This is a genomic window from Mannheimia sp. E30BD (genome assembly GCF_041807785.1).
Classification (GTDB): Bacteria; Pseudomonadota; Gammaproteobacteria; order Enterobacterales; family Pasteurellaceae; genus Mannheimia.
In genome coordinates, this window is sequence record NZ_JBGTYX010000001.1 from 180192 (window position 1) to 204885 (window position 24694).

At 41.1% G+C, this 24694-nt stretch carries 23 protein-coding genes and 1 pseudogene; 12 read left to right on the plus strand and 12 right to left on the minus strand.

What is annotated here, in order from left to right:
- Positions 1-16: 16 nt before the first annotated feature.
- The 8 genes from ACERCG_RS00910 to ACERCG_RS00945 all read right to left on the minus strand — a co-directional run bounded on the left by ACERCG_RS00910 (position 17) and on the right by ACERCG_RS00945 (position 5277).
- A complete protein-coding gene (locus ACERCG_RS00910; RefSeq protein ID WP_373610216.1) occupies positions 17-952 on the minus strand; it encodes a KpsF/GutQ family sugar-phosphate isomerase in 936 nt (311 codons plus the stop codon).
- Between the two features lie 118 nt (positions 953-1070).
- Entirely contained in the window at positions 1071-1376 is a 306-nt protein-coding gene (locus tag ACERCG_RS00915; protein WP_373610217.1) for a heavy-metal-associated domain-containing protein, read from the minus strand.
- Between the two features lies 1 nt (position 1377).
- Positions 1378-1746 (minus strand): mercuric transporter MerT family protein, encoded by a 369-nt coding sequence (locus ACERCG_RS00920; protein ID WP_373610218.1) that lies wholly within the window; start codon positions 1744-1746, stop codon positions 1378-1380.
- The gene (locus tag ACERCG_RS00925) at positions 1721-2827 is read right to left on the minus strand and encodes a transglutaminase-like domain-containing protein (protein ID WP_373610219.1); all 1107 of its coding nucleotides are present in this window, start codon (positions 2825-2827) and stop codon (positions 1721-1723) included. Before ACERCG_RS00925 ends, ACERCG_RS00920 begins: the two co-directional genes overlap by 26 nt.
- A gap of 240 nt (positions 2828-3067) precedes the next feature.
- Positions 3068-4111 (minus strand): Gfo/Idh/MocA family oxidoreductase, encoded by a 1044-nt coding sequence (locus ACERCG_RS00930; RefSeq protein WP_373610220.1) that lies wholly within the window; start codon positions 4109-4111, stop codon positions 3068-3070.
- A 103-nt stretch (positions 4112-4214) separates the two neighbouring features.
- Positions 4215-4499: a hypothetical protein gene (locus ACERCG_RS00935; RefSeq protein ID WP_373610221.1), complete on the minus strand. Its 285-nt coding sequence runs from the start codon at positions 4497-4499 to the stop codon at positions 4215-4217.
- Between the two features lie 29 nt (positions 4500-4528).
- Positions 4529-4714, minus strand: a complete 186-nt coding sequence (locus ACERCG_RS00940) for a zf-HC2 domain-containing protein (protein WP_006249756.1) — start codon at positions 4712-4714, stop codon at positions 4529-4531.
- The gene (locus tag ACERCG_RS00945; protein WP_373610222.1) at positions 4711-5277 is read right to left on the minus strand and encodes a sigma-70 family RNA polymerase sigma factor; all 567 of its coding nucleotides are present in this window, start codon (positions 5275-5277) and stop codon (positions 4711-4713) included. Before ACERCG_RS00945 ends, ACERCG_RS00940 begins: the two co-directional genes overlap by 4 nt.
- A 108-nt stretch (positions 5278-5385) precedes the next feature.
- On the opposite strand from ACERCG_RS00945, the gene msrP reads away from it, so the two are divergent.
- Complete coding sequence (gene msrP / locus ACERCG_RS00950) at positions 5386-6339, plus strand: protein-methionine-sulfoxide reductase catalytic subunit MsrP (RefSeq protein ID WP_373610223.1); 954 nt, start codon at positions 5386-5388, stop codon at positions 6337-6339.
- Positions 6339-6923: a protein-methionine-sulfoxide reductase heme-binding subunit MsrQ gene (msrQ, locus tag ACERCG_RS00955; RefSeq protein WP_159628853.1), complete on the plus strand. Its 585-nt coding sequence runs from the start codon at positions 6339-6341 to the stop codon at positions 6921-6923. The genes msrP and msrQ overlap by 1 nt, the downstream gene beginning before the upstream one ends.
- A 219-nt stretch (positions 6924-7142) precedes the next feature.
- Here the strand turns inward: msrQ and ACERCG_RS00960 are convergent.
- Positions 7143-7382: pseudogene (locus tag ACERCG_RS00960) on the minus strand (asparaginase domain-containing protein); the annotation flags it as partial.
- Positions 7383-7705: 323 nt separating this feature from the next.
- On the opposite strand from ACERCG_RS00960, the gene ACERCG_RS00965 reads away from it, so the two are divergent.
- Positions 7706-8482, plus strand: a complete 777-nt coding sequence (locus ACERCG_RS00965) for a hypothetical protein (RefSeq protein ID WP_373610224.1) — start codon at positions 7706-7708, stop codon at positions 8480-8482.
- A gap of 313 nt (positions 8483-8795) precedes the next feature.
- Here ACERCG_RS00965 and ACERCG_RS00970 read toward each other — a convergent pair whose 3' ends face one another.
- A complete protein-coding gene (locus tag ACERCG_RS00970; protein ID WP_373610225.1) occupies positions 8796-9254 on the minus strand; it encodes a hypothetical protein in 459 nt (152 codons plus the stop codon).
- Positions 9255-9363: 109 nt separating this feature from the next.
- Positions 9364-13260 carry a phosphoribosylformylglycinamidine synthase gene (gene purL, locus ACERCG_RS00975; RefSeq protein ID WP_373610226.1) on the minus strand — a complete coding sequence of 1299 codons (3897 nt, stop codon included), beginning with the start codon at positions 13258-13260 and terminating at the stop codon, positions 9364-9366.
- 261 nt (positions 13261-13521) lie between these two features.
- Between purL and ACERCG_RS00980 the strand changes: the two genes are divergently transcribed.
- Together ACERCG_RS00980 and ACERCG_RS00985 are read left to right on the plus strand one after the other, a co-directional pair.
- Positions 13522-13701 carry a hypothetical protein gene (locus ACERCG_RS00980; RefSeq protein ID WP_006249766.1) on the plus strand — a complete coding sequence of 60 codons (180 nt, stop codon included), beginning with the start codon at positions 13522-13524 and terminating at the stop codon, positions 13699-13701.
- Complete coding sequence (locus ACERCG_RS00985; protein ID WP_373610227.1) at positions 13694-13981, plus strand: type II toxin-antitoxin system RelE/ParE family toxin; 288 nt, start codon at positions 13694-13696, stop codon at positions 13979-13981. Before ACERCG_RS00980 ends, ACERCG_RS00985 begins: the two co-directional genes overlap by 8 nt.
- Before the next feature lie 121 nt (positions 13982-14102).
- Here ACERCG_RS00985 and ACERCG_RS00990 read toward each other — a convergent pair whose 3' ends face one another.
- Positions 14103-16202 (minus strand): TonB-dependent siderophore receptor, encoded by a 2100-nt coding sequence (locus tag ACERCG_RS00990; RefSeq protein ID WP_373610228.1) that lies wholly within the window; start codon positions 16200-16202, stop codon positions 14103-14105.
- Between the two features lie 282 nt (positions 16203-16484).
- On the opposite strand from ACERCG_RS00990, the gene ACERCG_RS00995 reads away from it, so the two are divergent.
- The 7 genes from ACERCG_RS00995 (at position 16485) to fucO (ending at position 24644) form a co-directional block, all read left to right on the plus strand.
- Positions 16485-17231, plus strand: coding sequence for a DeoR/GlpR family DNA-binding transcription regulator (locus ACERCG_RS00995; protein WP_025234989.1), 747 nt, complete (start codon positions 16485-16487; stop codon positions 17229-17231).
- Positions 17232-17426: 195 nt separating this feature from the next.
- Positions 17427-19193 carry an L-fucose isomerase gene (gene fucI / locus ACERCG_RS01000; RefSeq protein ID WP_373610229.1) on the plus strand — a complete coding sequence of 589 codons (1767 nt, stop codon included), beginning with the start codon at positions 17427-17429 and terminating at the stop codon, positions 19191-19193.
- Between the two features lie 213 nt (positions 19194-19406).
- Positions 19407-20840 carry an L-fuculokinase gene (gene fucK, locus ACERCG_RS01005; RefSeq protein WP_373610230.1) on the plus strand — a complete coding sequence of 478 codons (1434 nt, stop codon included), beginning with the start codon at positions 19407-19409 and terminating at the stop codon, positions 20838-20840.
- Between the two features lie 76 nt (positions 20841-20916).
- Complete coding sequence (fucU, locus tag ACERCG_RS01010; RefSeq protein ID WP_373610231.1) at positions 20917-21348, plus strand: L-fucose mutarotase; 432 nt, start codon at positions 20917-20919, stop codon at positions 21346-21348.
- Between the two features lie 59 nt (positions 21349-21407).
- Positions 21408-22061, plus strand: a complete 654-nt coding sequence (locus ACERCG_RS01015; protein ID WP_373610232.1) for an L-fuculose-phosphate aldolase — start codon at positions 21408-21410, stop codon at positions 22059-22061.
- 29 nt (positions 22062-22090) lie between these two features.
- Positions 22091-23377 carry an L-fucose:H+ symporter permease gene (gene fucP / locus ACERCG_RS01020; RefSeq protein WP_373610233.1) on the plus strand — a complete coding sequence of 429 codons (1287 nt, stop codon included), beginning with the start codon at positions 22091-22093 and terminating at the stop codon, positions 23375-23377.
- Positions 23378-23492: 115 nt separating this feature from the next.
- Positions 23493-24644 (plus strand): lactaldehyde reductase, encoded by a 1152-nt coding sequence (gene fucO, locus ACERCG_RS01025; protein WP_373610234.1) that lies wholly within the window; start codon positions 23493-23495, stop codon positions 24642-24644.
- Positions 24645-24694: the final 50 nt, after the last annotated feature.

Consider the following 24694-nt stretch of genomic DNA (forward strand, 5'->3'; position numbering starts at 1 on the left):
CAGTGTATCCACAAACTTAGCTAGAGAACTCTATCAATCCAGTAACTTTGCCTTCATCATCAACGGCAATAAGCGAGTGAATTTTCAGTTCTTTCATTAAATCTTCGGCTTTTGCTAAAAATTCCGTATCGTTAATGGTTTTCGGGTTGCGGGTCATAATTTCTTCAGCGGTTTTATTTAGGCTCTCTGCCCCAAATTTTGCCAGCGTACGGCGGATATCACCATCGGTAATAATCCCCTCTAACTTTTCGCCTTGCATAATTACCGCTACACCCATTCGTCCTTCGTTCATTACAGAAAGGCATTCTGTAAAGGAGCTTTTTAAATCAACGGTTGGCACTTTTCGTACCATTACATCACGCACTCTATTTAACAATCTTCTACCAAGACTGCCACCCGGGTGGTAGCGGGCAAAATCTTCTGGGCGGAAATTGCGGGCTTTCATTAATGCAATGGCTAACGCATCGCCCAATGCCATTGTAACAAGGGTGGAGCTGGTGGGGGCAAGGTTATTCAAACAAGCCTCACGCTCTATGCCAATGTTTAAAATCACATCAGCATTTCGCCCAAGTGTGGAGTAAGGATTACCCGTCATCGCAATAATTTTATTGCCAAAATTTTTCAGGCTCGGAATCAGTTTGTTTACATCATCGGTTTCACCACTGTTGGAAATCAAAATCACCACATCAATCGGCTTTAGCATACCCAAATCACCGTGAAAAGCTTCTGTCGGGTGCAAAAAAAAGCTCGGCGTGCCTGTGGAAGCAAAGGTCGCCACTATTTTTTTTCCCACCAAACCAGACTTACCAATACCACCAACTACTACTCGCCCTTGGCAAGCCAACATCATCTCAACAACCTCATTAAACTCTTGGGAAAGTCTATGATTTAGCGTAATGATCTGTTGAGCGTAAAGGCTGAGAGTTTCTTTTGCACTGTCTAAATGATTCATTTCTTCCTCACAAGCGGTCAAAATCCGCTGATTTTTTGCGATGAGGTCAATTCTACCAATTTATCGAAATTTAAGCCAATTTTGAAAAACAAAAAGTCGGGCTTCCCCGACTTCTTTCTCACATCACTTTTGCAGTATATTTGAGGTTTCCAACCGCTTGTATCAGGGCTTGGTTATCCACACTTTCTTTTGCCACCACAGTCGCTTTTCGCTCTTTCATTGAGGCTTTGGTGGAAATCACACCTTCTACTGCTCGCAGTTCTTTATTAACTAAATAAACGCAGAGCTGGCAGTACATTTCCGGAATATGGAGGACGACGGTTTTCTCTGCTTGTTTCGTTTCAATTTGAGCTGTTTTTTTTTGTGCGTAGCTTGAATGAACCAAACCAAAAGCCAACAGCATCGTTGCGATATATTTTTTCATTTTATTCTCCGCCCCACATTTCCAAAATGCACGGCAATAGATAAGGGTAAGTTAAAAAGAAGATCACCAACACAAACACCACCCAATACAAAATCACTAGGGTCTTGCGAGAGAAGTATTTGGTACAAATAATCTTATTGGAAAAATTGAGCAGCCAAAAACCGTAGCCAAATGCACAAAGTGAAAGAATGAGCATTGGAATTTGCAAAAATTCAAGCTGGTTTAATTCCATCAGCCAAGGGGAAGATATGCCAAACACTAAATAAACCAGTGGCCCAATACAACAGAATGTGGAGGTCACCGCCGACACTACGGCGGTCACGCACATTGTGATGAATTTGTTGTTATAGCTCTTTTGATATGAACTCATAGCCAAATTCTTTCGCCTCAAACGAGTTTAATGGGTCACCACCTACCTCAGCATAAGGGTAGCCAAAGTTATTCAGTGGTGTAAGTTCCGGTTGTGGATATAAATCGAAATCACGTCCGTGATTGAAGCCTACCCAGTTCATTTCCCAGTTGCCGAATAAGTATTTCGAGACCGTTTGAACATCAGCATCAGCCACGTCTTTTTTCTCGGCTAAACGCATTTTCGCCACATCGGCAGAATCTACAGGCACCCAGCCGAAGCCTGCTAAATAGAACTCCGCACGGCAATGTTGCCCGGTGTTCTCATTTGCAATCCCTTCTTTTGAACTACCAAATGCTGTTTTGGAATATTGCCCCATTTTGTGAGCTTGCCCTAAACGAATACCAAATACTTCACGAGCGGGAATATCAGAGGCTCTGGCAAGTGCCACAAACACCGAGTTGATGTCGGTACATTTTCCTTTTAGCACTTTGGTGGTGAGAATTTTCTCCACATCGCCATCTCCGCAGCCTAATACCGAATTATCACGCTCCATATTGTCCACAATCCATTTGTGAATTAGCTCTGCTTTTTTGAGTGGATTTGTTTCATTGCCCACGATTTTATCGGCATATTCTTTCACAATGCCGTCTGTTTTGATGTGTGGCGTGGCTTTTAAATATTCCTGTACATCAACAGAATAAGTGATTTTCTCCGGCATTTGGTAATTGTTTAACGCTCCTTGTGCCATCGGCTCACGGTCTCGTGTTTCAATCACTAACTTCACTTTCATATCCCGTTTTGGAGCATCTTCGTCCCAAGTGGCAAACAAGGTTTTTGCACCGTAAGCATTATTTTCTGTGATATAGGCGTTTTTATAACTTCCCTCAAACTCAATTGATTTCACCGTTTGATAATCGGTATCAGACGGCAGAGGAATCCACAAATTAGTGGTTCCGGACGAGCCTTTTGGCACAACTAAATCATAAGATTGCGTAAATTCGTAAGTGTGGGTAGTGGTGTGGAAATTGTTCTGTTGAACAGGAGCAGCAAAAGCCGTCGCACAGCTTGAAGCCACCAAAGAGGCAATAAGTTTATTCATTGAAATGATCCTTATTAGAGTGAAAAAACAGTTAAAACTTAACATATTAAGTATTCTAACTACGGATTGAGGTTGCATATTAGCCAATCGGGATAGGAAAAGCAATGGGGGGAGATGATTTTTTAGATAGTGCAAGCGTCCACGCTTGTACTAGAAACAAAGCTAAAATAATCAATAGGCACAAGCGTGGACGCTTGCGCCATCAGAGAGAATAACAAGCGGTCAAAAATCCTCAAAATTTTACAAATAGATTTTTTGCCCTAATTTTGCACTTTCAAATACGCTTTCGATCACTTTTAGCACAAAAATGACGTCTTCGAGTTTGATCATTGGCTCAGCATTGTGAGCGATGGCTTGGTACAAATCATCAAACAAGTTTTGATAACTTGCTTCAGCATTTGGATAAGGCTGGCGAACCACATTACTCTCTACTTCGGTATGTAAAACTCCCCACTTATCTTTTTCTTCCATATTCCAATCTTTACCGATAGGTTGCACACCATTTTTCAGTAAATCTTCCTGATTATCGGGAGTTTGTTTCAGATAAGAACCTAATTTGCCGTGCAAAACAAAAGTCGGGCTTGGTTCACGAGCATATCGGCTGGCTTTCAGCACCACTTTAAAACCGTTAGCATAATAGAGCTGAATATCAAAGTTATCATCAACCAATGCCCCTTCGTGCTGATAACGCACATCAGCATACACCGCCTCCGGCTTCCCGAAAAGATACAAAGCTTGGTCAATTAAATGTACGCCTAAATCATACACTAAACCTGTACCAAGCTCGCCCGATTCTTTCCATACTTTAACATTTTTCTCTTTCGCATAACGGTCAAAACGAATTTCGCAATCTACCAACTCTCCCAGTAAATTTTGCTCCATTAGCGATTTTGCCGTCGCAATATGGCTGTCCCAACGGCGGTTTTGGTACACATAAAGCACCTTTCCTTGCCGCTTTGCAAGTTCCGCCAACTCTTTCGCCTCAGCCACTGTTGCCACTAACGGTTTTTCAACTAAAACGTGTTTGCCTGCAAGCAATGACTCTTTTACCATTGCATAATGGGTTTGATTCGGTGTGGTAATCAGCACTAAATCCACTTCTGGCGTTAAAAGAGCGTTGAAATCCCGCACTGTTTCTGCATTCGGCAACCATTCTGCCGCATTGTTAGAGGTACGTTCATATACCTTTACAATATTAAAACGAGCATCTTGTTTCAAAAACGGGATATGAAAAACTCGGCTGGAAAAGCCGGCACCTGCGATGGCAATATTGATGGGTTGCATAGACAATCCTCATAAAATTTTGATGTTATCTGCTTAAATAAACAAGCGGTCAAATTTTAGGAAAATTTTGCAAAAAACAGATAAAATACGACCGCTTGTTTAACTAATCATAGGTTTTGCAAACAATATCTTTTTCTTCACAAAACATTTCACTGTGGTTTGCACGGCATTGCTTTTGTACATTTAATTTGGCTCTGCCTCGGCTACTATGTTCACTACGATATTCCTGAGTAAATGGCTTTAGAGTACAAATGTGAACCTCTTTGGAATCAAGTGGATCTGAGACATCAATTATAATCGGCATAGGGATACCGGCTTGCCCCGTAGGAGTAACCGGCACGACACAGCCACTTAATAGTATGCTTAAACTTATTAACCAATAACGCATATTTTTCTCCTTTTAAAATGTATAATAAATCAGAACGGAGCATCTTTATCGTTACAGTAAGCTCTTAATATCTTGCCTAATTTCTTGGTATTTTTATTAAAATTTCGGCATTTAGGGCATACCAAAAGATGCAACTGCAAACGCATATGTTGTTGCAAACGAAGTTTCTCATCACAAGACTGTGAAATAAGTTCTGTTGCTTGCCTGCATTTCATTTTGATTCCTCTCTAAACCAATTGCGAGATAAACACTCTTGTAAACTTAAACGAGCACGATAAAGTAATACATTTAAGTTAGAGAGAGAAATTTCAAATTCTTGGCAAATTTCCGCACTACTCATCTCCAAATGTTCACGCATCATAAATACTCGTGCTTGCTGGGCGGGTAATTTATTTAAACAAATATCAAAAATTGCCCAAAATTCTTTTTGGTAAGTTGATTGAGCTATCCCCCTCCATTCAGTTACATCTTGATGTTCCAACCAATGATCGTGGCGATCGAAAAAGGCACTTGGTGATTCTTCTTCCTCACATAGAGAACTGACCGGAATATGTCGTTTTCGTGTTCTGAGTAAATCTAAAATTTTGTTCTTTAAAATAGCAAAAATCCAAGTTTTAAGTGCAGCTTCTCGCCGAAAAGAGGCTGAATGCTTATAGGCATTGGTTAAGGCATCCTGTACAACATCCTCAGCTAAATCTTTATCGGCTAGTTGTAGGGTGGCAAATTTAACCATTTGCTTTCTAATCTCTTCTATCTGTGTAGAAGATAGACTCTTCATATATCTCCTTTAGGGAATACCCAATAAAAAATTACACTTATTTTGTAAGAATTCTAGATCAGCTGAGTCCAAAATAATAACAACAATTCATAAAAAAAGGATAGTTCGATGAAAAAATTAACAATTCAAGATGTTACACCCGAAACTATTTTCTACCAACGCCGTAAAATTATTACTGCGTTAGGTTTAGGTATTGCAGCTTCTGCATTGCCTAAAGTAAGTATGGCAGAAACACAAAGACACTTGCAATCACTACAGTTTAAACCGGATCCAAATAAAGGGCTTGAACTCACTCCGGAAAACAAAGTAATAGGCTATAACAATTTCTATGAGTTTGGCGTGGATAAAAGTGCACCAGCAAAAAATGCGGCAAACTTCAAAACCGATCCTTGGACATTGGAAATTGGCGGAGAAGTTGAAAATCCGTTTAGCTTAAATCATCAACAATTGCTTAATACGTTTCCACTAGAAGAACGCATTTACCGTTTTCGCTGTGTTGAAGCGTGGTCAATGGTTGTGCCGTGGATCGGCTTTGAGTTAGCTCACTTAATTGAGATGGCAAAACCAACCAGTAAAGCCAAATATGTGGTCTTTCACACTTTATATGATCCTGCACAAATGCCGGGGCAAAAAAATCGCTTGCTAGGCGGTGGGATTGATTATCCTTATGTAGAAGCTTTACGCTTAGATGAAGCCTTAAATTCATTAACACTACTATCCGTCGGTTTATACGGTAAAACCCTGCCACCGCAAAACGGTGCTCCTATTCGCTTAGTCGTGCCTTGGAAATATGGCTTTAAAAGTATTAAATCGATTGTGAAAATCACCTTTGCTGAAAAACGCCCACTCACTACTTGGGAAAGTCTTGCTCCAAATGAATATGGCTTTTATGCTAATGTGAATCCAAATGTTGATCATCCACGTTGGTCGCAAGCATCTGAACGAGTAATTGGTGCAGGCGGGTTATTATCCGTCAAACGCCAACCAACACTAATGTTTAATGGCTACGAAAATGAAGTGGCAAATTTATACCGTGGCTTAGATTTAAAGGTGAACTACTAATGCTAACCGGATTACGCATACTTATTCATCTCGGCTGTCTATTACCGCTAGTTTGGGTAGCTCAGCTATTATATACGGGTAATGAAACAGTATTAGGTGCCGATCCGATTAAAGAGCTGGAGCATTTTCTCGGTTATGGTGCGATCGTCATTTTTTGTATAATGTTTCTACTTGGTATTGCTCTACAATACCTAAAGAAAAATCAGTATCAAATTTTACGCCGTCCATTGGGCTTATGGGCGTTTGTATGGGCAGCTCTACATATTTCAAGCTATCTATTGTTAGAATTAAGCCTTGATGTAAAATTATTTTTTAGCGAGCTTGCCGGTCGCCCATATTTGATTTTAGGAGCAGCTGCTTTTTTCATTCTAAGCATAATGGCAATAACTTCGCTGCCTATGCTAAAACGAAAATTAGGAACACGCTGGGGGACGATTCACCAGTGGGCTTATCCTGCATTAGTATTGGCGATGGTACATTATTATTGGTCGGTAAAGAGCGTAACATTCGATCCAATTATCATCGGAGTCTTAGTGCTGTTTATTGTTGCTCATAAAATACAGGCTAAATTTGCAAAAAAATAGCAAAATCACACCGCTTGCAGCAGTCAAACTACATACAAAAAATAATGGCATAAGTTTACTTACTTATGCCATTTTTTATATGCTTTAACGTTTATTAAAAATCTTAAAAATATTGTTGGCTTCCTCTAAATAATGCAAGATTTTCCGCATTCATATTGCCGTTACCAACACCTGCTACGACAATACCTTGATAGCCTACATCTAACAAGGCTTTAGTGGGCCAATTTTCACAATCTGCTCACCTTTGATATTCGCCAATGTTTTCATTTCTGGTACAGCTTCAATTAAGGTTTCAATATTCAATTGCCCCGCTTGATATGCACTGCTATTCGCATTCTGCTGACTACCGGCAATAGTTCCGCCTGTCGCTAAAATAGTGATATTAGGTAATTCTGCCGCATTGGCTGTTCCAAATAAGCCACCTAACATTGCTGCTAATACTAATTTTTTGAATTTCATATAAGACTCCTTAATTAAAAAAACTAAAGAGAGATAATACCGATAAATCAGTGTAAATAATTTGATCTGGTACATAAAAGAGGGGATTAATTGCTGGGTAGAAATAGGTTACATTTGGTTTTTTTGACTCATAGAATATCTTTATTTCTTGCAGACACCTGGACAATCATCATTTCTCAACAAAGAGAGCAAAAATACAAGCGGTCAATTTAAATTTATTTTTTGCAAACTTGAAAGGATAGCACTTATTCCATCAAGGAGACTTTTCGATTATTTTGATAAACTTCATTCTATAATGTAATTCAAGGTTATAAAAATAATAAATGAAACTCTACAAAACCAAACCTCTTACTAGTAATACTCCTCTTTTTTGTCCTAAAGAATGGATGAACAACCATAATGAAAATGAAATGCTGTTAAGACTAATAGCTAATATGCGATTATTAGGTGAGTTTTTAAGAAAAACCCATCCTACATTTTTTAGTATCTCTGACTATAAGGGAGTTTTAGCAACTATACTTATCCCTTCTAAAGAACTGCATCAAAACTTAAATAAGCCGGGTGATATTGATATGCTAATAATTCCTTATACTGAGGATAATATTATATTTTCAGAATCTCTTGCTGTAGAAGCTAAAGTCATACGAGCATCATACGAACGGCAAGGAAAATCACCGAAGCAATTTGGTTTTACTCAAGCTCAAGGGTTATATGATATAGGTTTCCCATATGTGGCTGTTTGCCATTTTATTGTGTCAGATATTAGTCCTTCACACACTTGGGAAAAAATGCTGGTTGGTACTGTAGGGAATAATGATACTCTTCATTCACTTAGAGAATGTTTTATTGATAGGCTACCACTTTCATTAATTGAAAGAGCACAAGGTAGATTACTAAATAATAGAAAGAACCCTCATATTGGTGTATGTAGTTGCTATATGAATTCCGATTATCATTCTAATGATGAGCTTTTTATGCCTGATGGTTATCCTTGTACCAAGAATGTGAGTAATTTAGAATTTATTACTTATATAGAAGAATATTATAGAAAAAATTGGAGAAGATTTTTTAATATACTTAAAAATAAATCTCACGAATAAAAACATCTATCCAATATACCGTTGCAAAACTCACAAAATAAGCCCCATCACTATTTCTCATTTTGTATTTTCTACTCATAGAATACCTTCAACTAAAACATAATAAGCTGAATTTACTCAAAACCTCCTAGCAGACAAGCAGTAAATCATAATTTTTCGACAGAGATCGCAAAAATACAAGCGGTCAATTTCACTTCATTTTTTGCAAATAGGAAAGATAGCACTCGTCAGAGACGAGCGCCATCGGGGGTGCCATTAGCGGAATATCAGTGGTTCTTAAACACTTCAGACAACCTTTCTTTAGTATGATTTTCTAAATCTTTTTAATAAATAAAGTAAAATCTCCACTTTTAGATTTAACAAATTCATCATCTGTTCCACTTTGGTTAATAAAATCAATAGTATTGCAATTATACCCTAGAAATCTGTTAACTTTATCAGCTATATTAGACTCTATAGAACTCTCAATACACTTATAAATACGAATAACTTTATTATTAATATCACACTCTAAAAAATCACCATTAGGATTTTTCCCCATTTGTTCAGCTACTATGGCTCCAACTGCATCCAAATCTTGGGAAGTAACATCTTTCGGTTTACAGTTTGATAATTTAATACCTTCAGAAATTATTTGCTGCTCAATTCCTTCAAATGATGTCTTAGAATTCCAAATACCGTTAGAGTTTCCAGAAAAGAAACTATATCTACTATCCCAAGTAGTATCAGTATTATTATGATAAATCCTATCCAGCCATATTTTTTCATACAAAACCCTTAATTTATACTACAAAACCACTCTTTCAAAACTCCGTTGTAAATAAAAAGCTTCCTACCTTCTATCTAAGGATTCAAATTTAAGTGGTCAAAAACTAGCACGCTTATTTCAACGCCACTCTCGCACTTCTAAACAATCTCATCCAAGCCCCATCTTCCGTCCAACCTTCTGGGCACCAAGAGTTGCTGACCGCACGGAACACACGCTCAGGGTGTGGCATCATAATTGCCACTCTACCGTCAGTGTTGCCGATTGCCGTGATACCCAACGCTGAGCCGTTCGGGTTGGCTGGGTATTGTTCAGTTGGGTTGAGGTGGCTATCCACATATTGTGCAATCACGAGGTTTTGCTGCTGCAAGTTCGCTAATTGCTGTGGATTTTTGAACTCAACTTGTCCTTCACCGTGTGAAACCGCAATCGGCATATAGCTGCCTGCCATTCCGTTGAACCAAAGTGAGTTGGTGTCGTTGATTTTCACCATTGCAGCACGGGCTTCAAAGCGTTCGGATTTATTGCGAACAAAGCGTGGCCAGTTTTCCGTGCCCGGAATGATTTCCGCCAAGTTGGAGACCATTTGGCAACCATTACATACCCCTAATGCCAGCGTGTTCGGGTTAGCGAAGAATTGACTGAATTGATCACGCAGCATTGGGTTGAACAGGATTGATTTCGCCCAGCCGCCGCCCGCACCCAGTACGTCGCCGTAAGAAAAACCACCGCACGCCACCATTGCGTTGAAGTCGTTTAGGTTGCGTCTACCAGAGATCAAGTCGGACATATGCACGTCAATCGCTTTAAAGCCGGCACGGTCGAAGGCTGCTGCCATTTCGTAGTGGCTGTTTACGCCTTGCTCACGCAAGATCGCAATGCTTGGTTTTGCCCCTTTGTTGATAAACGGTGCAGCGATGTCTTCGTTCACATCATAGGTTAAGAATGCAGATAAGCCTTTGTTATTCTCATCTTTTTTCGCTGCGAACTCTTGGTCTGCACACTCAGGGTTATCACGTAAACGTTGCATTTGGTGGGTTAATTCCGCCCAAATACCACGTAATTCAGAGCGTTTTTCGCTTAACAGTTTGCGAGAGCCACGGCTGATTTCAAAGCGGTTATCCGCATTTACCGCACCTAATTCTTTGGTTACGTGAATCAAGTTGTGAGCTTTTAACACCTCACGTACCGCATTTAGTTCGCTGTCAGCAACTTGGATTACCGCACCCAATTCTTCATTAAATAGTACCGCTAAATCGTTGTCGCCAAGGGCTGAAATATCTACATCTACACCACAGTTACCCGCAAACGCCATTTCCGCAAGGGTGGTGATTAAACCGCCGTCTGAACGGTCGTGGTAAGCCAGCAGTTTGCCGTCTGCCACTAAGGTTTGCATTGCGTTAAAGAAACCTTTTAAGCGTTCTACATTCACTACGTCCGCCGGTTTGTCGCCGAGCTGTTTATAAACCTGAGCCAGAGCCGTTGCCCCTAAGCGGTTGTTGCCTTCGCCTAAGTCAATTAACAATAAGCGGCTTGCCCCTTTATCAGTACGAAGTTGTGGAGTAACCGTTTTACGCACATCTTCCACACGAGCAAATGCTGAAATCACAAGGGAAAGTGGGGCGGTAACCGTTTTCTTCTCGCCATTTTCTTCCCAAGTAGTTTTCATCGACATTGAGTCTTTACCCACTGGAATGGTGATGCCAAGTGCCGGGCAAAGCTCTTCGCCCACCGCTTTCACCGCTTCGTATAAACCGGCATCTTCGCCCTCGTGTCCCGCTGCCGACATCCAGTTCGCAGAGAGTTTAATGCGTTTAATGTCGCCAATGTTGGTTGCAGCGATGTTGGTAATGCTTTCCGCCACCGCTAAGCGAGCCGATGCTCCGAAGTCTAGTAGTGCAACCGGTGCACGTTCGCCCATTGACATCGCTTCGCCGTGATAGCTATCAAGGCTTGCAGTGGTTACCGCACAGTCCGCCACCGGAATTTGCCACGGACCGACCATCTGATCTTGTGCCACCATTCCCGTTACTGAGCGATCGCCGATGGTAATCAGGAAGGTTTTTTCAGCCACCGCAGGCAAGCGTAGCACACGGTGGAACGCCTCTTTCAAGTCGATGTCAGCGGTTGCAAGCGGTGGATTTTTCACAGTTTTTGACAAAACATCTCGTTGCATTTTCGGGGTTTTACCAAGCAGTACATTCATCGGCAAATCGATCGGCTTATTGTTGAAATGTGTGTCAGCAAGGGTTAAATGCTTCTCTTTCGTTGCCTCGCCAATCACCGCAAATGGGGCTCTTTCCCTTTCGCACAATGCTGTGAAAATGTCGAGTTTTTCAGGGGAAACGGCAAGCACATAACGCTCTTGCGATTCGTTACACCAAATTTCAAGTGGCGACATTCCTTTTTCATCGCACAAGATGTTACGCAAATCAAACTTACCGCCACGTTCGCCGTCGTGAACCAATTCAGGCATCGCATTTGATAAACCGCCAGCCCCCACGTCGTGAATAAATAAAATTGGGTTCTCCGCCCCCATCTGCCAGCAACGGTCGATCACTTCTTGGCAGCGACGTTCCATTTCTGGGTTTTCACGCTGAACCGAGGCAAAATCCAAATCTTCTTTCGATTTGCCCGAAGCCATAGACGAAGCCGCACCGCCACCCAAGCCAATATTCATCGCAGGGCCGCCAAGCACAATTAATTTTGCTCCCACTGGGATTTCGCCTTTTTGCACGTGTTCAGCACGAATGTTGCCAATACCGCCAGCAAGCATAATTGGTTTATGGTAACCCCGCACTTCCTCACCTGCAAAACTATTTACTTTTTCTTCGTAAGTGCGGAAGTAGCCAAGCAATGCTGGGCGACCGAACTCATTATTAAATGCAGCACCGCCAAGTGGGCCTTCGATCATAATATCTAACGCAGAAGCAATACGGCTCGGTTTAGAGAGTGGGTTTTCCCACGGCTGTTCAAAGTTTGGAATAACCAAATTTGAGACCGAGAAGCCTGTCAAACCTGCTTTCGGCTTCGCTCCACACCCAGTTGCCCCTTCATCACGAATTTCACCGCCCGAACCTGTCGCTGCACCAGGGAATGGCGAGATAGCAGTCGGATGATTATGGGTTTCCACTTTCATTAAAATATGCGCATCTTCTTGATGGTAACGATATTGCCCGTCTTGATCTGGAAAGAAACGGCCGACCGTTGAACCTTCCATCACGGCGGCATTGTCTTTATAAGCGGAAAGCACATAGTCTGGGGTTTTCTCGAAGGTGTTTTTGATCATTTTGAACAGGGATTTTTCCTGTTTCACGCCGTCAATCGTCCAGTCTGCGTTAAAAATTTTGTGGCGACAGTGCTCGGAGTTGGCTTGGGCGAACATATACAGTTCAATATCGTTCGGGTTGCGTCCAAGTGCGGTGAAATTTTCTACCAAATAATCAATTTCATCTTCCGCCAATGCCAAACCTAAATTCACGTTCGCCTCTTCAAGAGCCTCACGACCACCGCCTAAAATATCCACCGAAGTAAACGGCTTCGGCTCTTGCTGAGCGAAAAGCTGTTCGGCTTGGCTTTCGTTATCCAGCACCGTTTCCATCATACGGTCGTGTAATAAGCCTTTCAACGTCGTAAGTTGACTTTCGTTCGGCGTTTCAGAAAATTCTAAATAATATGCCGTGCCACGCTCAATTCGCTCTACTGCTGCCAAACCGCAGTTATGGGCGATGTCGGTTGCCTTAGACGACCACGAGGAAATCGTGCCGATACGAGGGGTAACAATCAGGCAAAACCCTGTCGGCTCGTCTTCTTCCAGAGTTGGACCGTAGTGCAATAACTCTTTGATTTTGTTTTCTTCATCGGCTACAAGCGGTCGATTTAATGCCACAAAATGCAAAAACTCCGCATAAACTGATTTTACAGGTAATTGATTTTGTTGGAATTTTTGCAGAAGTTGTTGAATGCGAAAAGCAGATAAGGCAGGCGAGCCACGGAAGGTTTGGATTGTCATTCTTTGGATTTTCCTATTTAAGATGAAAAACTAAACCGATTATAAACGATTGCGCAAACGATTGCTATATTTGTCAGACGTTTGCTGTTAGATACATTTATTCATTAGTATCAAATAAATTTGTTCAATACTAATGAATACCTTTCAAAGAAGGTCCCCTCTATCAATCTGTTTTAAAAGATAATTTAAAAATAAGTTAATTTGACAACTCAAAATTAAAAGCAGACAATGCTTTTAATTATATCTTAATAGGAGCAGATTATGTTTAAAGAGAAAGGCTATGATGAATTCCTAGCAGAAAAAATTCGCCTTGGCTTAGAAGATATGCAATCAGGTAATGGTCTTTCACTCGATGAATCAAAAGCACGAACCAAACAACTGATTGAACGTAAAGCAAGAGAACTCGCAAACTTTGAACAAGAGAATATCATTTATGGCTAAAACATTACGAATTAGCAGTAGAGCTCAAAATGATATTGAAGAAATTTTAGCGAGCGTAATTGAATATACTGGTTTTGAAAGTAGTGGAATTCGCTTACAAGAAGATATTTACCAAAAATTTGAGACTATCGCTTATATGCCCTCTGCGGCTGGACGTTTAAGAGAAGATGGCACAAGAGAAGCATTCACTAGGCGTTATCGTATTGTTTATATCGAATTAGAAAATGAAGTGTGGATTATTACCATTATTCATAGTAGCAGACTTTATCCACGCATTTAAATAAGCGACCAAATAGTCGCTTTTTTATTTGCAAAAAACTAATAAAATATCACCGCTTGTAAGCTCCATAAAAAAACGCCCGATTGTAACATCGGGCGTTTTAGTCTGAATTTAAGTCAGATTAGAATGTGTAGTTCACACCTGCACGGAATTCACGTCCACGAGCTGATAATTGACCACGCTGACCGTGTGCGTTGTATTTTTTATTTGCTACGTTATCTACAGCAAAGTTTACATTCACGCTATCATCATTCAACGGTTTCCAGTTTAAGGTAATATCAGTTACATTGTAGCCGTCTTTGCCTGTACCAGTATTTGTTTGTAATGTTCCGCCCGTAACGAAGAAATTATCTTCAGGTTTCACTTTCTCAACAATACGGTGGTGTACGCCAACCTCTAAATTTGGTTGTTCAAAGCGATAGCTTAAAGAAGCTGTCCAAGTACGACCGATAGCTGAGGCGTATTCTGGGTTAGTACTTAATAATGGTTTTTCTTCCCGCTTACCTTGTCTGCTTACTTCCCAAATAGTTGGTGAGTAGAAACGCGGTTTGCTGTGTGCAACACCAATACGAGCAGTAAAACCACCATTATGGTAACCTGCATTTAACTCATAACCACGGTTTTTAATTTTACCTAGGTTCATAATTAACTCATTATTAGGATTATGGCTATCACGACCACCACCTAATGCATCTTTTATATCTTGCCAGAAATAGCTACCATCAAAACTGAATGTACCATTGTTATAGTTGAAACCGATTTCAGTATTACGAGCTTTCTCTGCTTTAGTATTGCTGCCAATACTAACGATTTTTCTATTTCCGTGAGCCATTAGTGCATCGTATAAACGAGGGCTACGAGTTGCATAGTTGTGGCTTGCACTTAAGCTTAAATGTTCAATTGGCTCATAGATAAGCCCAACGCTTGGGCTGAATGCACCATTACTACGCTCTTTACCATCCATTGCTTTGAATTTGAAGTGGTCGTAACGTACACCGGTAGTTAAAGTTACTTTATCTACTGGAGCAGTAATTGCTTCAACATACACGCCGGTATCGGTTTTCTCTTGGTTTTTCACAAGAGGGTTAAATTTAGTGTGTGGTTTAGCTTCTTGGTGGCGATAGTTCACACCGTATTTTAATAATACATTTTCGTGAAGGGCAGAATCAAAGTTTACGTTTGCACCGTGGGTTACTATTTTAGTTTTGGTTGCATAATCTACACCACCAGCATAACCATTACGTGTTTCATTCTCAGACCAACGACCTTGCACTAATTGATAAACGTTAGCTGTCGCTTCTTGAGCAAAGCCTAAGTTTTTACCAGTCCATTCTAAGTTAGTTCTTTGAACCGTAATTCTACGATTAGCTGGAGCTTGGCGCTCTACCGTTAATCGGTTATATGGAGGTGTCACTGTGCCATTTGGTGCCACATCAAACTCTTCACGCACTAAACGCTGACCTTCATTTCTCTCGTTAGAATGACTTAACACGAAGCGATGATCGCCTAAGGTTGCACCTAATTTCGCTAAGAAACTGCTTTTATCTAGTGCACTATACGGAACACGGTTTGTACCGAATTGGTTTACGTAATCTTTACCGCCTTTATAGTCGCGATCTCTCACAAGATTACCTGAGACTAAAGCATCAAAGATTTCGCCTTTACCATATAAGGTTGCATTGAAATTGTGAGCGTGGTTTGTGCTGAAGCCAGTACCTAATTTTGCACCGAAGTTTTTATCGCTGTTTTTTAATAAATCTAATGCATCAACGGTTTTAGCAATTACTGCACCATTAGTTTGACCAATACCGGCTGAAGCACTGCCTGCACCTTTTTGTACAGAAACAATTTTCACCAATGCCGGATCTAACATATGACGACCTTGGTGATACAAAATTTGGCTATCTGAGTAAGTGTTATCTACTTTTACATCAATTGAGTTTTGACCCATACCACGAATATAGAGATATTGTGATGTACCGTTACCACCACCTAAGCTGATTGCTGGCTCATCACGCAGTAAACCACGCAAATCGGTTTGGGTGCTTTCATCTTTTTTCTTAGTTGTTACCACATTGCTTTGTACTTTCAAACCTTGATTATCTGTTACGGTAACAGTATCTAATACTACTGCATCTGTTGAAGCAGTTTGAGCCACTGCATTAGCAGCAAGCACGCTTAATACCGCAGCAGAAACCGGAAGTAATTTGAAGTTTTTCATCTGTTTATTTCCTTAGGTAAATTATTTAAGAGGATTACCAAAATTTTGATATTAAAAACAATTCTCAACATCAAACAAAGCGAATTTTACAGAGATAAAAATGGTTGTCAATTGGTTTGAAACTAAATTTCAAAAAATATATTACAACTTTTGCAAAAAGTTCCCTAAATTTCACCGCTTGTAACACAAAATGTGATCGCCTTCTAAAAATCAAATTTGCTTGCTCGACAGTAACGCTACAAGCGGTTAAATTTGGAGAAAAATTTACAAAAAGGATAGATTATGCAGCTGCGACACAAACAGATAATGGAATATATAGAACAGTTTGATGAAGCTAACGTTCAAGAATTGGCGGAACATTGTGGGGTTTCGATTGAAACTATCCGCCGAGATTTAAATAAGCTAGATAAAGATGGATTATTACATCGCACTCACGGTGGAGCGGTGAGCCATAAAAAGCGAGATATTGGTCGCTCATTTACCACCCGACAACGGCTGAACAGTGAGGCGAAACGTAGTATCGCAGAAAATGTGTTGGAATATTTACAACCAGAATCGGTGATTGCTTTAGATGCCAGCTCAACCTCTTGGAATGTGGCACAGCGTATTCCAAATATTCCTTGCACCGTTGTCAGCAGTTCAATGCGGATTATCTACAGCCTTTCACACAAACCGCACATTAAAACAATTGCCACCGGTGGTATTTATTCCGAAAAATACGATGCCTTCTATGGTCCATTATCCGAGCAGTTACTGACCCGTTTAAAAATTGATCTTGCCATTCTTTCTTGTACAGGCATTGCCGATGGGGCGATTTGGGAATCAAATGAAATTAATATTTCCCTTAAACGTAAATTAATTGCGAACAGTAAACAGGTTTTTTTATTAGCCGATCACAGTAAATTTGAGCGTAAAGACTTGTTTCGTATCGAAGATTTATCTTGCATTGATAAATTATTTATCAACCAACCCCCACCGGACTTTCTCAAAAATTATTGCTTAGCACATCAAATTGAAATCATTATTTAGTGATTTCTGCCCGATTTTTTCAGAAATAAAACAAAATCGGGCATTCTTTTTTCACTCATTTTTACCAAAATCCCCCATTTTTTGTGATCGCACTCACAAAATTTAAACTAAATTCGCATTTTTCTTCATAACTCATATTGCGTATGCATAATAAATTCAATCGCAAATTTTTTTAACCAATCGGGAGAACTATTTATGACAACGTTGAAATCTACCCCTGTAAAAATTGGTATCCGCCCAACCATTGACGGTCGCCGTTTAGGAGTGCGTGAATCACTTGAAGATCAAACAATGAATATGGCAAAAGCCGTTGCACAATTAATTCAATCTGAAGTCCGCCACCCAAATGGCGATTTCGTTGAATGTGTGATTGCTGATTCCACCATCGGTGGTGTTGCCGAAACTGCGGCTTGTGCAGAAAAATTCAAACGTGAAAATGTCGGAGCGGTGATTACCGTAACCCCTTGCTGGTGCTACGGTTCTGAAACCATTGATATGGATCCACATATGCCGAAAGCGATTTGGGGCTTTAACGGAACAGAACGTCCGGGTGCAGTTTATTTAGCTGCCTCATTGGCTGGTCATAGCCAATTAGGTTTACCCGCATTCTCAATTTATGGCACTGAAGTGCAGGAAGCTGATAATCAATCTATTCCTGATGATGTGCGTGAAAAATTACTCCGCTTCGCTCGTGCTGGTCTTGCAGTGGCAACCTTGCGTGGTAAATCGTATTTATCTATTGGTTCTGTTTCAATGGGGATTGCAGGTTCTATCGTAAATCAACAGTTCTTCCAAGAATATTTAGGTATGCGTAACGAATACGTTGATATGACCGAAATTAAACGCCGTTTAGATCGCAAAATTTACGATGAAGAAGAGTTTAAATTAGCGATGGAGTGGGTGAAAACCTACTGTAAAGAGGGCGTAGATGTGAATGCCCCTGAAAACCAACGCTCCGAAGAAGAGCGTGCAACGCTTTGGGAAGATGTAGTAAAAATGACGATTATCGCCCGTGATTTAATGGTGGGCAACCCTCGCTTAGCCGAATTAGGCTACGGCGAAGAGGCGTTAGGTCATAATGCCATCGCAGCCGGTTTCCAAGGGCAACGCCAATGGACAGACCATTTACCAAACGGCGACTTTATGGAAGCAATGCTGAACTCAACCTATGACTGGAACGGTGTGCGTGCCCCTTATATTTTAGCCACAGAGAACGATAGCTTAAATGGCGTGAATATGTTGTTCGGTAACTTATTAACGGGTCAAGCACAAATCTTTGCTGATGTGCGTACTTACTGGAGCGAAGACTCTGTTGAGCGAGTAACAGGTTGGCGACCAGAAAGTGGCTTTATCCACTTAATTAACTCTGGTTCGGCAGCATTAGATGGTACTGGTCAGCACACCGACAAAGACGGTAAACCAACCATCAAACCAGCTTGGGAAGTGACCGAAGAAGATGGCAAACGCTGTTTAGAAAATACCCGTTGGTGCCCAGCGGTTCACGAATACTTCCGTGGCGGCGGTTTATCATCTCAATTCTTAACCAAAGGCGGTATGCCGTTTACGATGCACCGTATCAATTTAATCAAAGGTATCGGGCCGGTATTACAAATTGCCGAAGGTTGGTCTATCGACTTACCTGAACACGTTCACGACACACTCAACAAACGCACCAACGAAACTTGGCCAACCACTTGGTTCGTGCCACGCTTAACAGGTAAAGGTGCATTCACCGATGTGTACAGCGTAATGGCGAACTGGGGTGCAAATCACTGTGTCGCAACTTACGGACACGTTGGTGCTGACTTGATTACCCTTGCTTCTATGTTGCGTATTCCTGTTTGTATGCACAATGTAGAAGACAAAGATGTGTTCCGTCCAAGTGCGTGGAATGGCTTCGGTCAAGATAAAGAAGGTCAAGACTACCGTGCTTGTGCGAACTTTGGGGCGTTGTATAAATAAGGAGATCTCCCCTCTTTAGCAAAGAGAGGCAGGGGGAGATTTGGCAGAATAAATGACGGAGAAATTAGGTTATTTCGCTCTAATAACTGAAAAACTATGTTCTGCCTTATCTCTCACTTCGCCAATAACAACTGCCAAATCTCCCCTAACCCCTCTTTGCTAAAGAGGGGAATTAGAAAGGAGGTAAATATTAACTAACATAGGAGATAAAAAATGCCAATCGCCTTTATCTTCGACTGTGGCGCAACAAACCTTCGTACTATTGCAATCGACCAAACAGGTCAAATTGTTGCAGCCCATCATCTACCGAATAACACACAACCAGATGTGGAAAACCCAGAATTTCATATTTGGGATATTGAAGAGATCTGGTCGAAATTAATGACCTGTGCCAAACAGACGCTTTCTCAACTTTCAGAACAACAACGACAAGAGATTGTTGGGATTTCAGTAACCACCTTTGGCGTGGACGGTGCATTATTTGACAAAAACGGCAAGCAGCTTTATCCGATCATTTCTTGGAAATGCCCGAGAACCCTACCGATTATGGAAAACCTTGCCAATTATCTTGATGTTGAGGCGTTATATCAACGTAATGGCGTTGGACATTATAGTTTCAACACCTTATTCAAATTATTGTGGTTAAAAGAGAACAAACCAGAAATTTATCAACAAGCTGAGAATTTCTTATTCATCTCATCTATTTTGACTTACCGTCTTACAGGCGTGCAAACAACCGACCGCACAATGGCGGGAACGTCAATGATGACAAGCATCGAAAACGATTCGTGGGATAAAGCAGTTTTAGATTTATTAGGCTTAACCGAAAACCATTTTCCTCCAATGAAAAGTGCAGGAGAAGTTGTGGGAACATTAAAAGGAGAAATTTCCCAAGAGTTAGGTTTAAGCGGTCAAATTCCAGTAATTTCTTGCGGACACGATACTCAATTTGCCATTTTTGGCTCAGGAGCTGGCTATAACCAACCTGTGTTAAGTTCAGGCACTTGGGAAATTTTAATGGTTCGTACCCCAAAAGCAAAACCACAATGGCAATTCGTTCAAAACGGCTTAACCATTGAGTTTGATAGCCAATCTGGTTATTTCAACCCAGGTGTGCAGTGGGTAGCTTCAGGTGTGATGGAGTGGTTTGGCAAACGTTTCTTCTCTGATATAGCCAATACTGAACATTACTACCGCACAATGATTGAAGAAGCGGCAGAAGTGCCTGCTGGCTCAAACGGTGTGAAATTAGTCGGCAATTTTGATGGCACAACAGCTAAAACAGGTTCAATTATCGGCTTATCTATGCACATCACTCGTGGCGAAATTTACCGTGCAGGCTTGGAATATATGGCTCATCGTCTAAAAGAAGGGTTAGATGTATTACAAGAAGTCGGTCATTTTAATGCTGAGAGTTTGATTTGTGTGGGAGGTGGTTCTAAAAACGCTTTATGGAATCAAATTCGAGCCGATGTCTTAAATAGACCGATTGATGTAGTGGATTTCCCTGAAAGTACCGTATTAGGCGCGGCAATGTTTACTTTTGCAGGTGCTGGTGTATTTGAAAATCCAAATGCGGCTCAACAGGCAATGAAGCCAAATGTGAAACGGGTTGAGCCATCGTCAAATAGTCAATTTTATAAATAAAGTTTCTCCCCTCTCTCTGATTTGAGGTTCATTCAGAACATCAAATCAGAGAGAGAGGGCAAAAAAGGAGTTCAAAATGTTAAAAGGTATTCACCCGGCAATTTTCCCAGATTTATTAAAAGTCTTAGCCGAAATGGGGCACGGCGATGAATTAGTGCTTTCTGATGCACACTTCCCTGCTCACTCTATTCATCAAAACGTCATTCGTGCAGATGGCTTAAGTGTTGCCACCTTATTAGAAGGCATTTCTGCTCTGTTTGAATTTGACCAATACGTTGAAGCCCCACTTGCAATGATGCAAGCAGTAAAAGGCGACACGCTCGATCCAAGCGTTGAAGAGCGTTACCTCAATGCAATTAAAAAAGTAAACGGAACAGCCCCGAAAATAGAGCGTGTAGAACGCTTCGCTTTCTATGATAGAGCCAAAAACGCTTATGCCGTTGTCATTACAGGCGAGTTAGCCAAATACGGCAACATTATTATCAAAAAAGGCGTAACACCGGTTTAATTACAAGCGGTTAAAAAAGCAGAATTTTTTACAAATATAAAATTAAAAGGAGTTCAACAATGGACAGAAAAATACTGGCAAGACAAATCATTGATACTTGTCTTGAAATGACCCGAATTGGGTTAAATCAAGGTACAGCAGGCAATGTGAGCGTACGTTATAAAGACGGTATGCTCATTACGCCAACAGGTACACCTTATGAGCAAATGACCGAAGATTCTATCGTCTTTGTTGATGGCAACGGCAAACACGAAGAGGGAAAACTCCCTTCAAGTGAGTGGCAGTTCCATTTAGCGGTTTATGAGGCTCGCCCTGAATTAAATGCGGTAGTTCACAACCACGCTAAAAACTGTGCAGCGGTGTCTATTTTAGGCGAACCTATCCCTGCCATTCACTATATGATTGCGTGTACGGGTACAGATCATATTCCGTGTGTAGCTTACGCCCCATTTGGCACACATAAATTAGCGGATTATGTGCGTGAAGGCATTAAAGGCAGTAAAGCGATTTTATTAGCTCATCACGGTTTAATTACCGCTGATAAAACCTTAGACAAAGCCTTAGGTGTTGCTCACGAGGTAGAAGTGATTGCTGAATGGTATCTGAAATTACTTGCCACAGGTAAACCAATTCCAACCTTAAACAAAGAGCAAATGGATATCGTACTCGGAAAATTTAAGTCCTATGGTTCTTGGGTAGAAGAAAAACAATAACCAAATAACGCAAACAGAAGGAATGTCCTATGACAGCTAAAGTTCTTGAGAAGAAATTTGTAGTACCATTTATTTTGATTACCACATTATTTGCCCTTTGGGGTTTTGCAAATGATATTACTAATCCAATGGTAGCGGTGTTCCAAACCGTAATGGAAATTCCAGCCTCTGAAGCCGCTCTTGTCCAATTTGCCTTCTATGGCGGTTACGGCACAATGGCGATTCCAGCTGCACTTTTCGCTAGCCGTTACAACTATAAAGCTGGAGTGCTATTAGGATTAGCACTTTATGCTATCGGGGCATTCTTATTTATTCCAGCGGCAATGTATGAACAGTTTTCGTTCTTTCTTTGGTCTCTTTACATCTTAACCTTTGGTTTAGCATTCTTAGAAACGACAGCGAACCCATACATTCTTTCAATGGGTGATCCGGCAACGGCAACACGCCGCTTGAACCTTGCCCAATCATTCAATCCTCTAGGTTCAATTACAGGTATGTTTTTTGCTTCACAAATTGTATTAACCAATCTTGAGTCTGAGAAACGGGATGCGACTGGCAACTTATTATTTGACAGCTTATCTGCAGCAGAAAAAGCTGTCGTTAAAACCCACGATTTAGCAATGATTCGTAACCCATACGTTGTGATTGGGTTAGTTGTTGTGGCGGTGTTTATCATAATTGCGTTATACAAAATGCCGGCAACTAAAGTCGAATCTGCAGCCCGTATTTCGGTAAAAGAGTCTTTTAGTCGCTTAATTTCTAATGCCCGCTACCGTGAAGGAGCGATAGCTCAAGTATTTTATGTGGGCGTACAAATTATGTGTTGGACATTTATTATTCAATACGCAGAACGTATCGGTTTAACCAAAGCTGAAGCACAAAACTGGAATATTGTAGCAATGGCATTATTTATCACCAGCCGCTTCATCAGCACTGCATTAATGAAATATCTCAAAGCAGAGTTAATGCTATTCCTCTTCGCTATTGGTGGCTTATTCAGTATTCTCGGTGTGATCTTTATTGACGGAATGAGTGGGCTATACTGTTTAGTATTAACCTCTGGCTTTATGTCTCTAATGTTCCCAACTATTTACGGCATTGCATTAGATGGTCAAGGCGAAGAGTCAACTCTCGGTGCAGCTGGATTAGTAATGGCAATTGTTGGCGGAGCATTAATGCCACCACTACAAGGATGGATCATAGACCAAGGCATTGTTGCCGGTATGCCGGCAGTTAATTTCTCATTTATTCTTCCGTTAATCTGCTTTATTGCGATTGCCATTTATGGTTTCCGTTGTTGGAAGATATTGAAATAGCCGAAAAAACTCAACAAAACAAGCGGTTAAATTTTTATCAAAATTTGCAAAACATAACGTGATTTGACCGATTGCAAGTTAACCGAATTGTTTAACTTTTAAGAAGGAAAATAGTATGTCAAATCGTCTTATCCTCAATGAAACTAGCTACCACGGCAAAGGAGCAATCCAAAATATTGTTCACGAAGTGACCAGTCGGAGTTTTAAAAAAGCCCTTGTGGTGACAGACAAAGATCTGATCAAATTTAACGTCGCCCAAAAAGTGACCGCTTTGCTTGATGCCGCGGGCTTGCCTTATGAGATTTTCGATGAGGTAAAAGCCAACCCTGCGGTTGATGTAATTAAATCAGGGGTAGCAAAATTTAAAGCCTCCGGTGCTGATTATTTAATTGCGATTGGTGGCGGCTCACCGATTGATAGTGCCAAAGCGATTGGTATTATCATCAATAATCCTGAATTTAGCGATGTACTTTCGCTGGAAGGTGTCGCTCCAACCCACCAAAAATGCGTGCCGATTATCGCCATTCCAACTACCGCAGGTACAGCCGCAGAAGTCACGATTAACTATGTCATTACCGATGAAGCGAAAAAACGCAAATTTGTGTGCGTGGACGTTCACGATGTGCCGGCAGTGGCGTTAGTCGATCCGGATATGATGGAATCTATGCCGAAAAGCTTGGCTGCCGCAACCGGTATGGACGCCCTCACCCACGCCATTGAAGGTTACATTACCAAAGCCGCGTGGGAATTAACCGACGCCTTACATCTTAAGGCGATTGAGCTGATCGGTCGTTCATTGCGTGGTGCAGTGGAGAAAAATCCGAAAGATGTCGAGGCAATGGCATTGGGACAATATGTGGCGGGAATGGGCTTCTCAAATGTCGGCTTAGGCGTGGTACACGGTATGGCTCACCCACTGTCCGCTTACTACGACACCCCGCACGGCATTGCCAATGCGGTGTTACTGCCGTATGTGATGGAGTACAACAAAAATCACACCGGCGAAAAATACCGTGAAATTGCCCGTGCAATGGGGGTGAAAGGCGTGGACGCAATGAGCCAAGAAGAGTACCGTAATGCAGCGATTCAAGCAGTACAACAGCTCTCGATTGATGTCGGCATTCCGCCAAAACTGCACCAAATCGGTGTGAAAGAGGAAGATTTACCTGCATTATCTATAGATGCTTTTAATGATGTATGTACAGGTGGAAACCCGAGAGATTGTACTCCTGAATCAATATTAGAAGTGTATAAAACAGCGTTTTAAAATAATGCAAGCGGGTATTTTTTACTGAGAATTTGTAACTCGTAGCTAAA

What these genes read in the sequence shown, in the direction of transcription:
- ACERCG_RS00910 (WP_373610216.1), bottom strand. Translation starts at nt 952, where the DNA reads ATGAATCATTTAGACAGTGCAAAAGAAACTCTCAGCCTTTACGCTCAA.
- ACERCG_RS00915 (WP_373610217.1), bottom strand. Translation starts at nt 1,376, where the DNA reads ATGAAAAAATATATCGCAACGATGCTGTTGGCTTTTGGTTTGGTTCAT.
- ACERCG_RS00920 (WP_373610218.1), bottom strand. Translation starts at nt 1,746, where the DNA reads ATGAGTTCATATCAAAAGAGCTATAACAACAAATTCATCACAATGTGC.
- ACERCG_RS00925 (WP_373610219.1), bottom strand. Translation starts at nt 2,827, where the DNA reads ATGAATAAACTTATTGCCTCTTTGGTGGCTTCAAGCTGTGCGACGGCT.
- ACERCG_RS00930 (WP_373610220.1), bottom strand. Translation starts at nt 4,111, where the DNA reads ATGCAACCCATCAATATTGCCATCGCAGGTGCCGGCTTTTCCAGCCGA.
- ACERCG_RS00935 (WP_373610221.1), bottom strand. Translation starts at nt 4,499, where the DNA reads ATGCGTTATTGGTTAATAAGTTTAAGCATACTATTAAGTGGCTGTGTC.
- ACERCG_RS00940 (WP_006249756.1), bottom strand. Translation starts at nt 4,714, where the DNA reads ATGAAATGCAGGCAAGCAACAGAACTTATTTCACAGTCTTGTGATGAG.
- ACERCG_RS00945 (WP_373610222.1), bottom strand. Translation starts at nt 5,277, where the DNA reads ATGAAGAGTCTATCTTCTACACAGATAGAAGAGATTAGAAAGCAAATG.
- msrP (WP_373610223.1), top strand. Translation starts at nt 5,386, where the DNA reads ATGAAAAAATTAACAATTCAAGATGTTACACCCGAAACTATTTTCTAC.
- msrQ (WP_159628853.1), top strand. Translation starts at nt 6,339, where the DNA reads ATGCTAACCGGATTACGCATACTTATTCATCTCGGCTGTCTATTACCG.
- ACERCG_RS00965 (WP_373610224.1), top strand. Translation starts at nt 7,706, where the DNA reads ATGAAACTCTACAAAACCAAACCTCTTACTAGTAATACTCCTCTTTTT.
- purL (WP_373610226.1), bottom strand. Translation starts at nt 13,260, where the DNA reads ATGACAATCCAAACCTTCCGTGGCTCGCCTGCCTTATCTGCTTTTCGC.
- ACERCG_RS00980 (WP_006249766.1), top strand. Translation starts at nt 13,522, where the DNA reads ATGTTTAAAGAGAAAGGCTATGATGAATTCCTAGCAGAAAAAATTCGC.
- ACERCG_RS00985 (WP_373610227.1), top strand. Translation starts at nt 13,694, where the DNA reads ATGGCTAAAACATTACGAATTAGCAGTAGAGCTCAAAATGATATTGAA.
- ACERCG_RS00990 (WP_373610228.1), bottom strand. Translation starts at nt 16,202, where the DNA reads ATGAAAAACTTCAAATTACTTCCGGTTTCTGCTGCGGTATTAAGCGTG.
- ACERCG_RS00995 (WP_025234989.1), top strand. Translation starts at nt 16,485, where the DNA reads ATGCAGCTGCGACACAAACAGATAATGGAATATATAGAACAGTTTGAT.
- fucI (WP_373610229.1), top strand. Translation starts at nt 17,427, where the DNA reads ATGACAACGTTGAAATCTACCCCTGTAAAAATTGGTATCCGCCCAACC.
- fucK (WP_373610230.1), top strand. Translation starts at nt 19,407, where the DNA reads ATGCCAATCGCCTTTATCTTCGACTGTGGCGCAACAAACCTTCGTACT.
- fucU (WP_373610231.1), top strand. Translation starts at nt 20,917, where the DNA reads ATGTTAAAAGGTATTCACCCGGCAATTTTCCCAGATTTATTAAAAGTC.
- ACERCG_RS01015 (WP_373610232.1), top strand. Translation starts at nt 21,408, where the DNA reads ATGGACAGAAAAATACTGGCAAGACAAATCATTGATACTTGTCTTGAA.
- fucP (WP_373610233.1), top strand. Translation starts at nt 22,091, where the DNA reads ATGACAGCTAAAGTTCTTGAGAAGAAATTTGTAGTACCATTTATTTTG.
- fucO (WP_373610234.1), top strand. Translation starts at nt 23,493, where the DNA reads ATGTCAAATCGTCTTATCCTCAATGAAACTAGCTACCACGGCAAAGGA.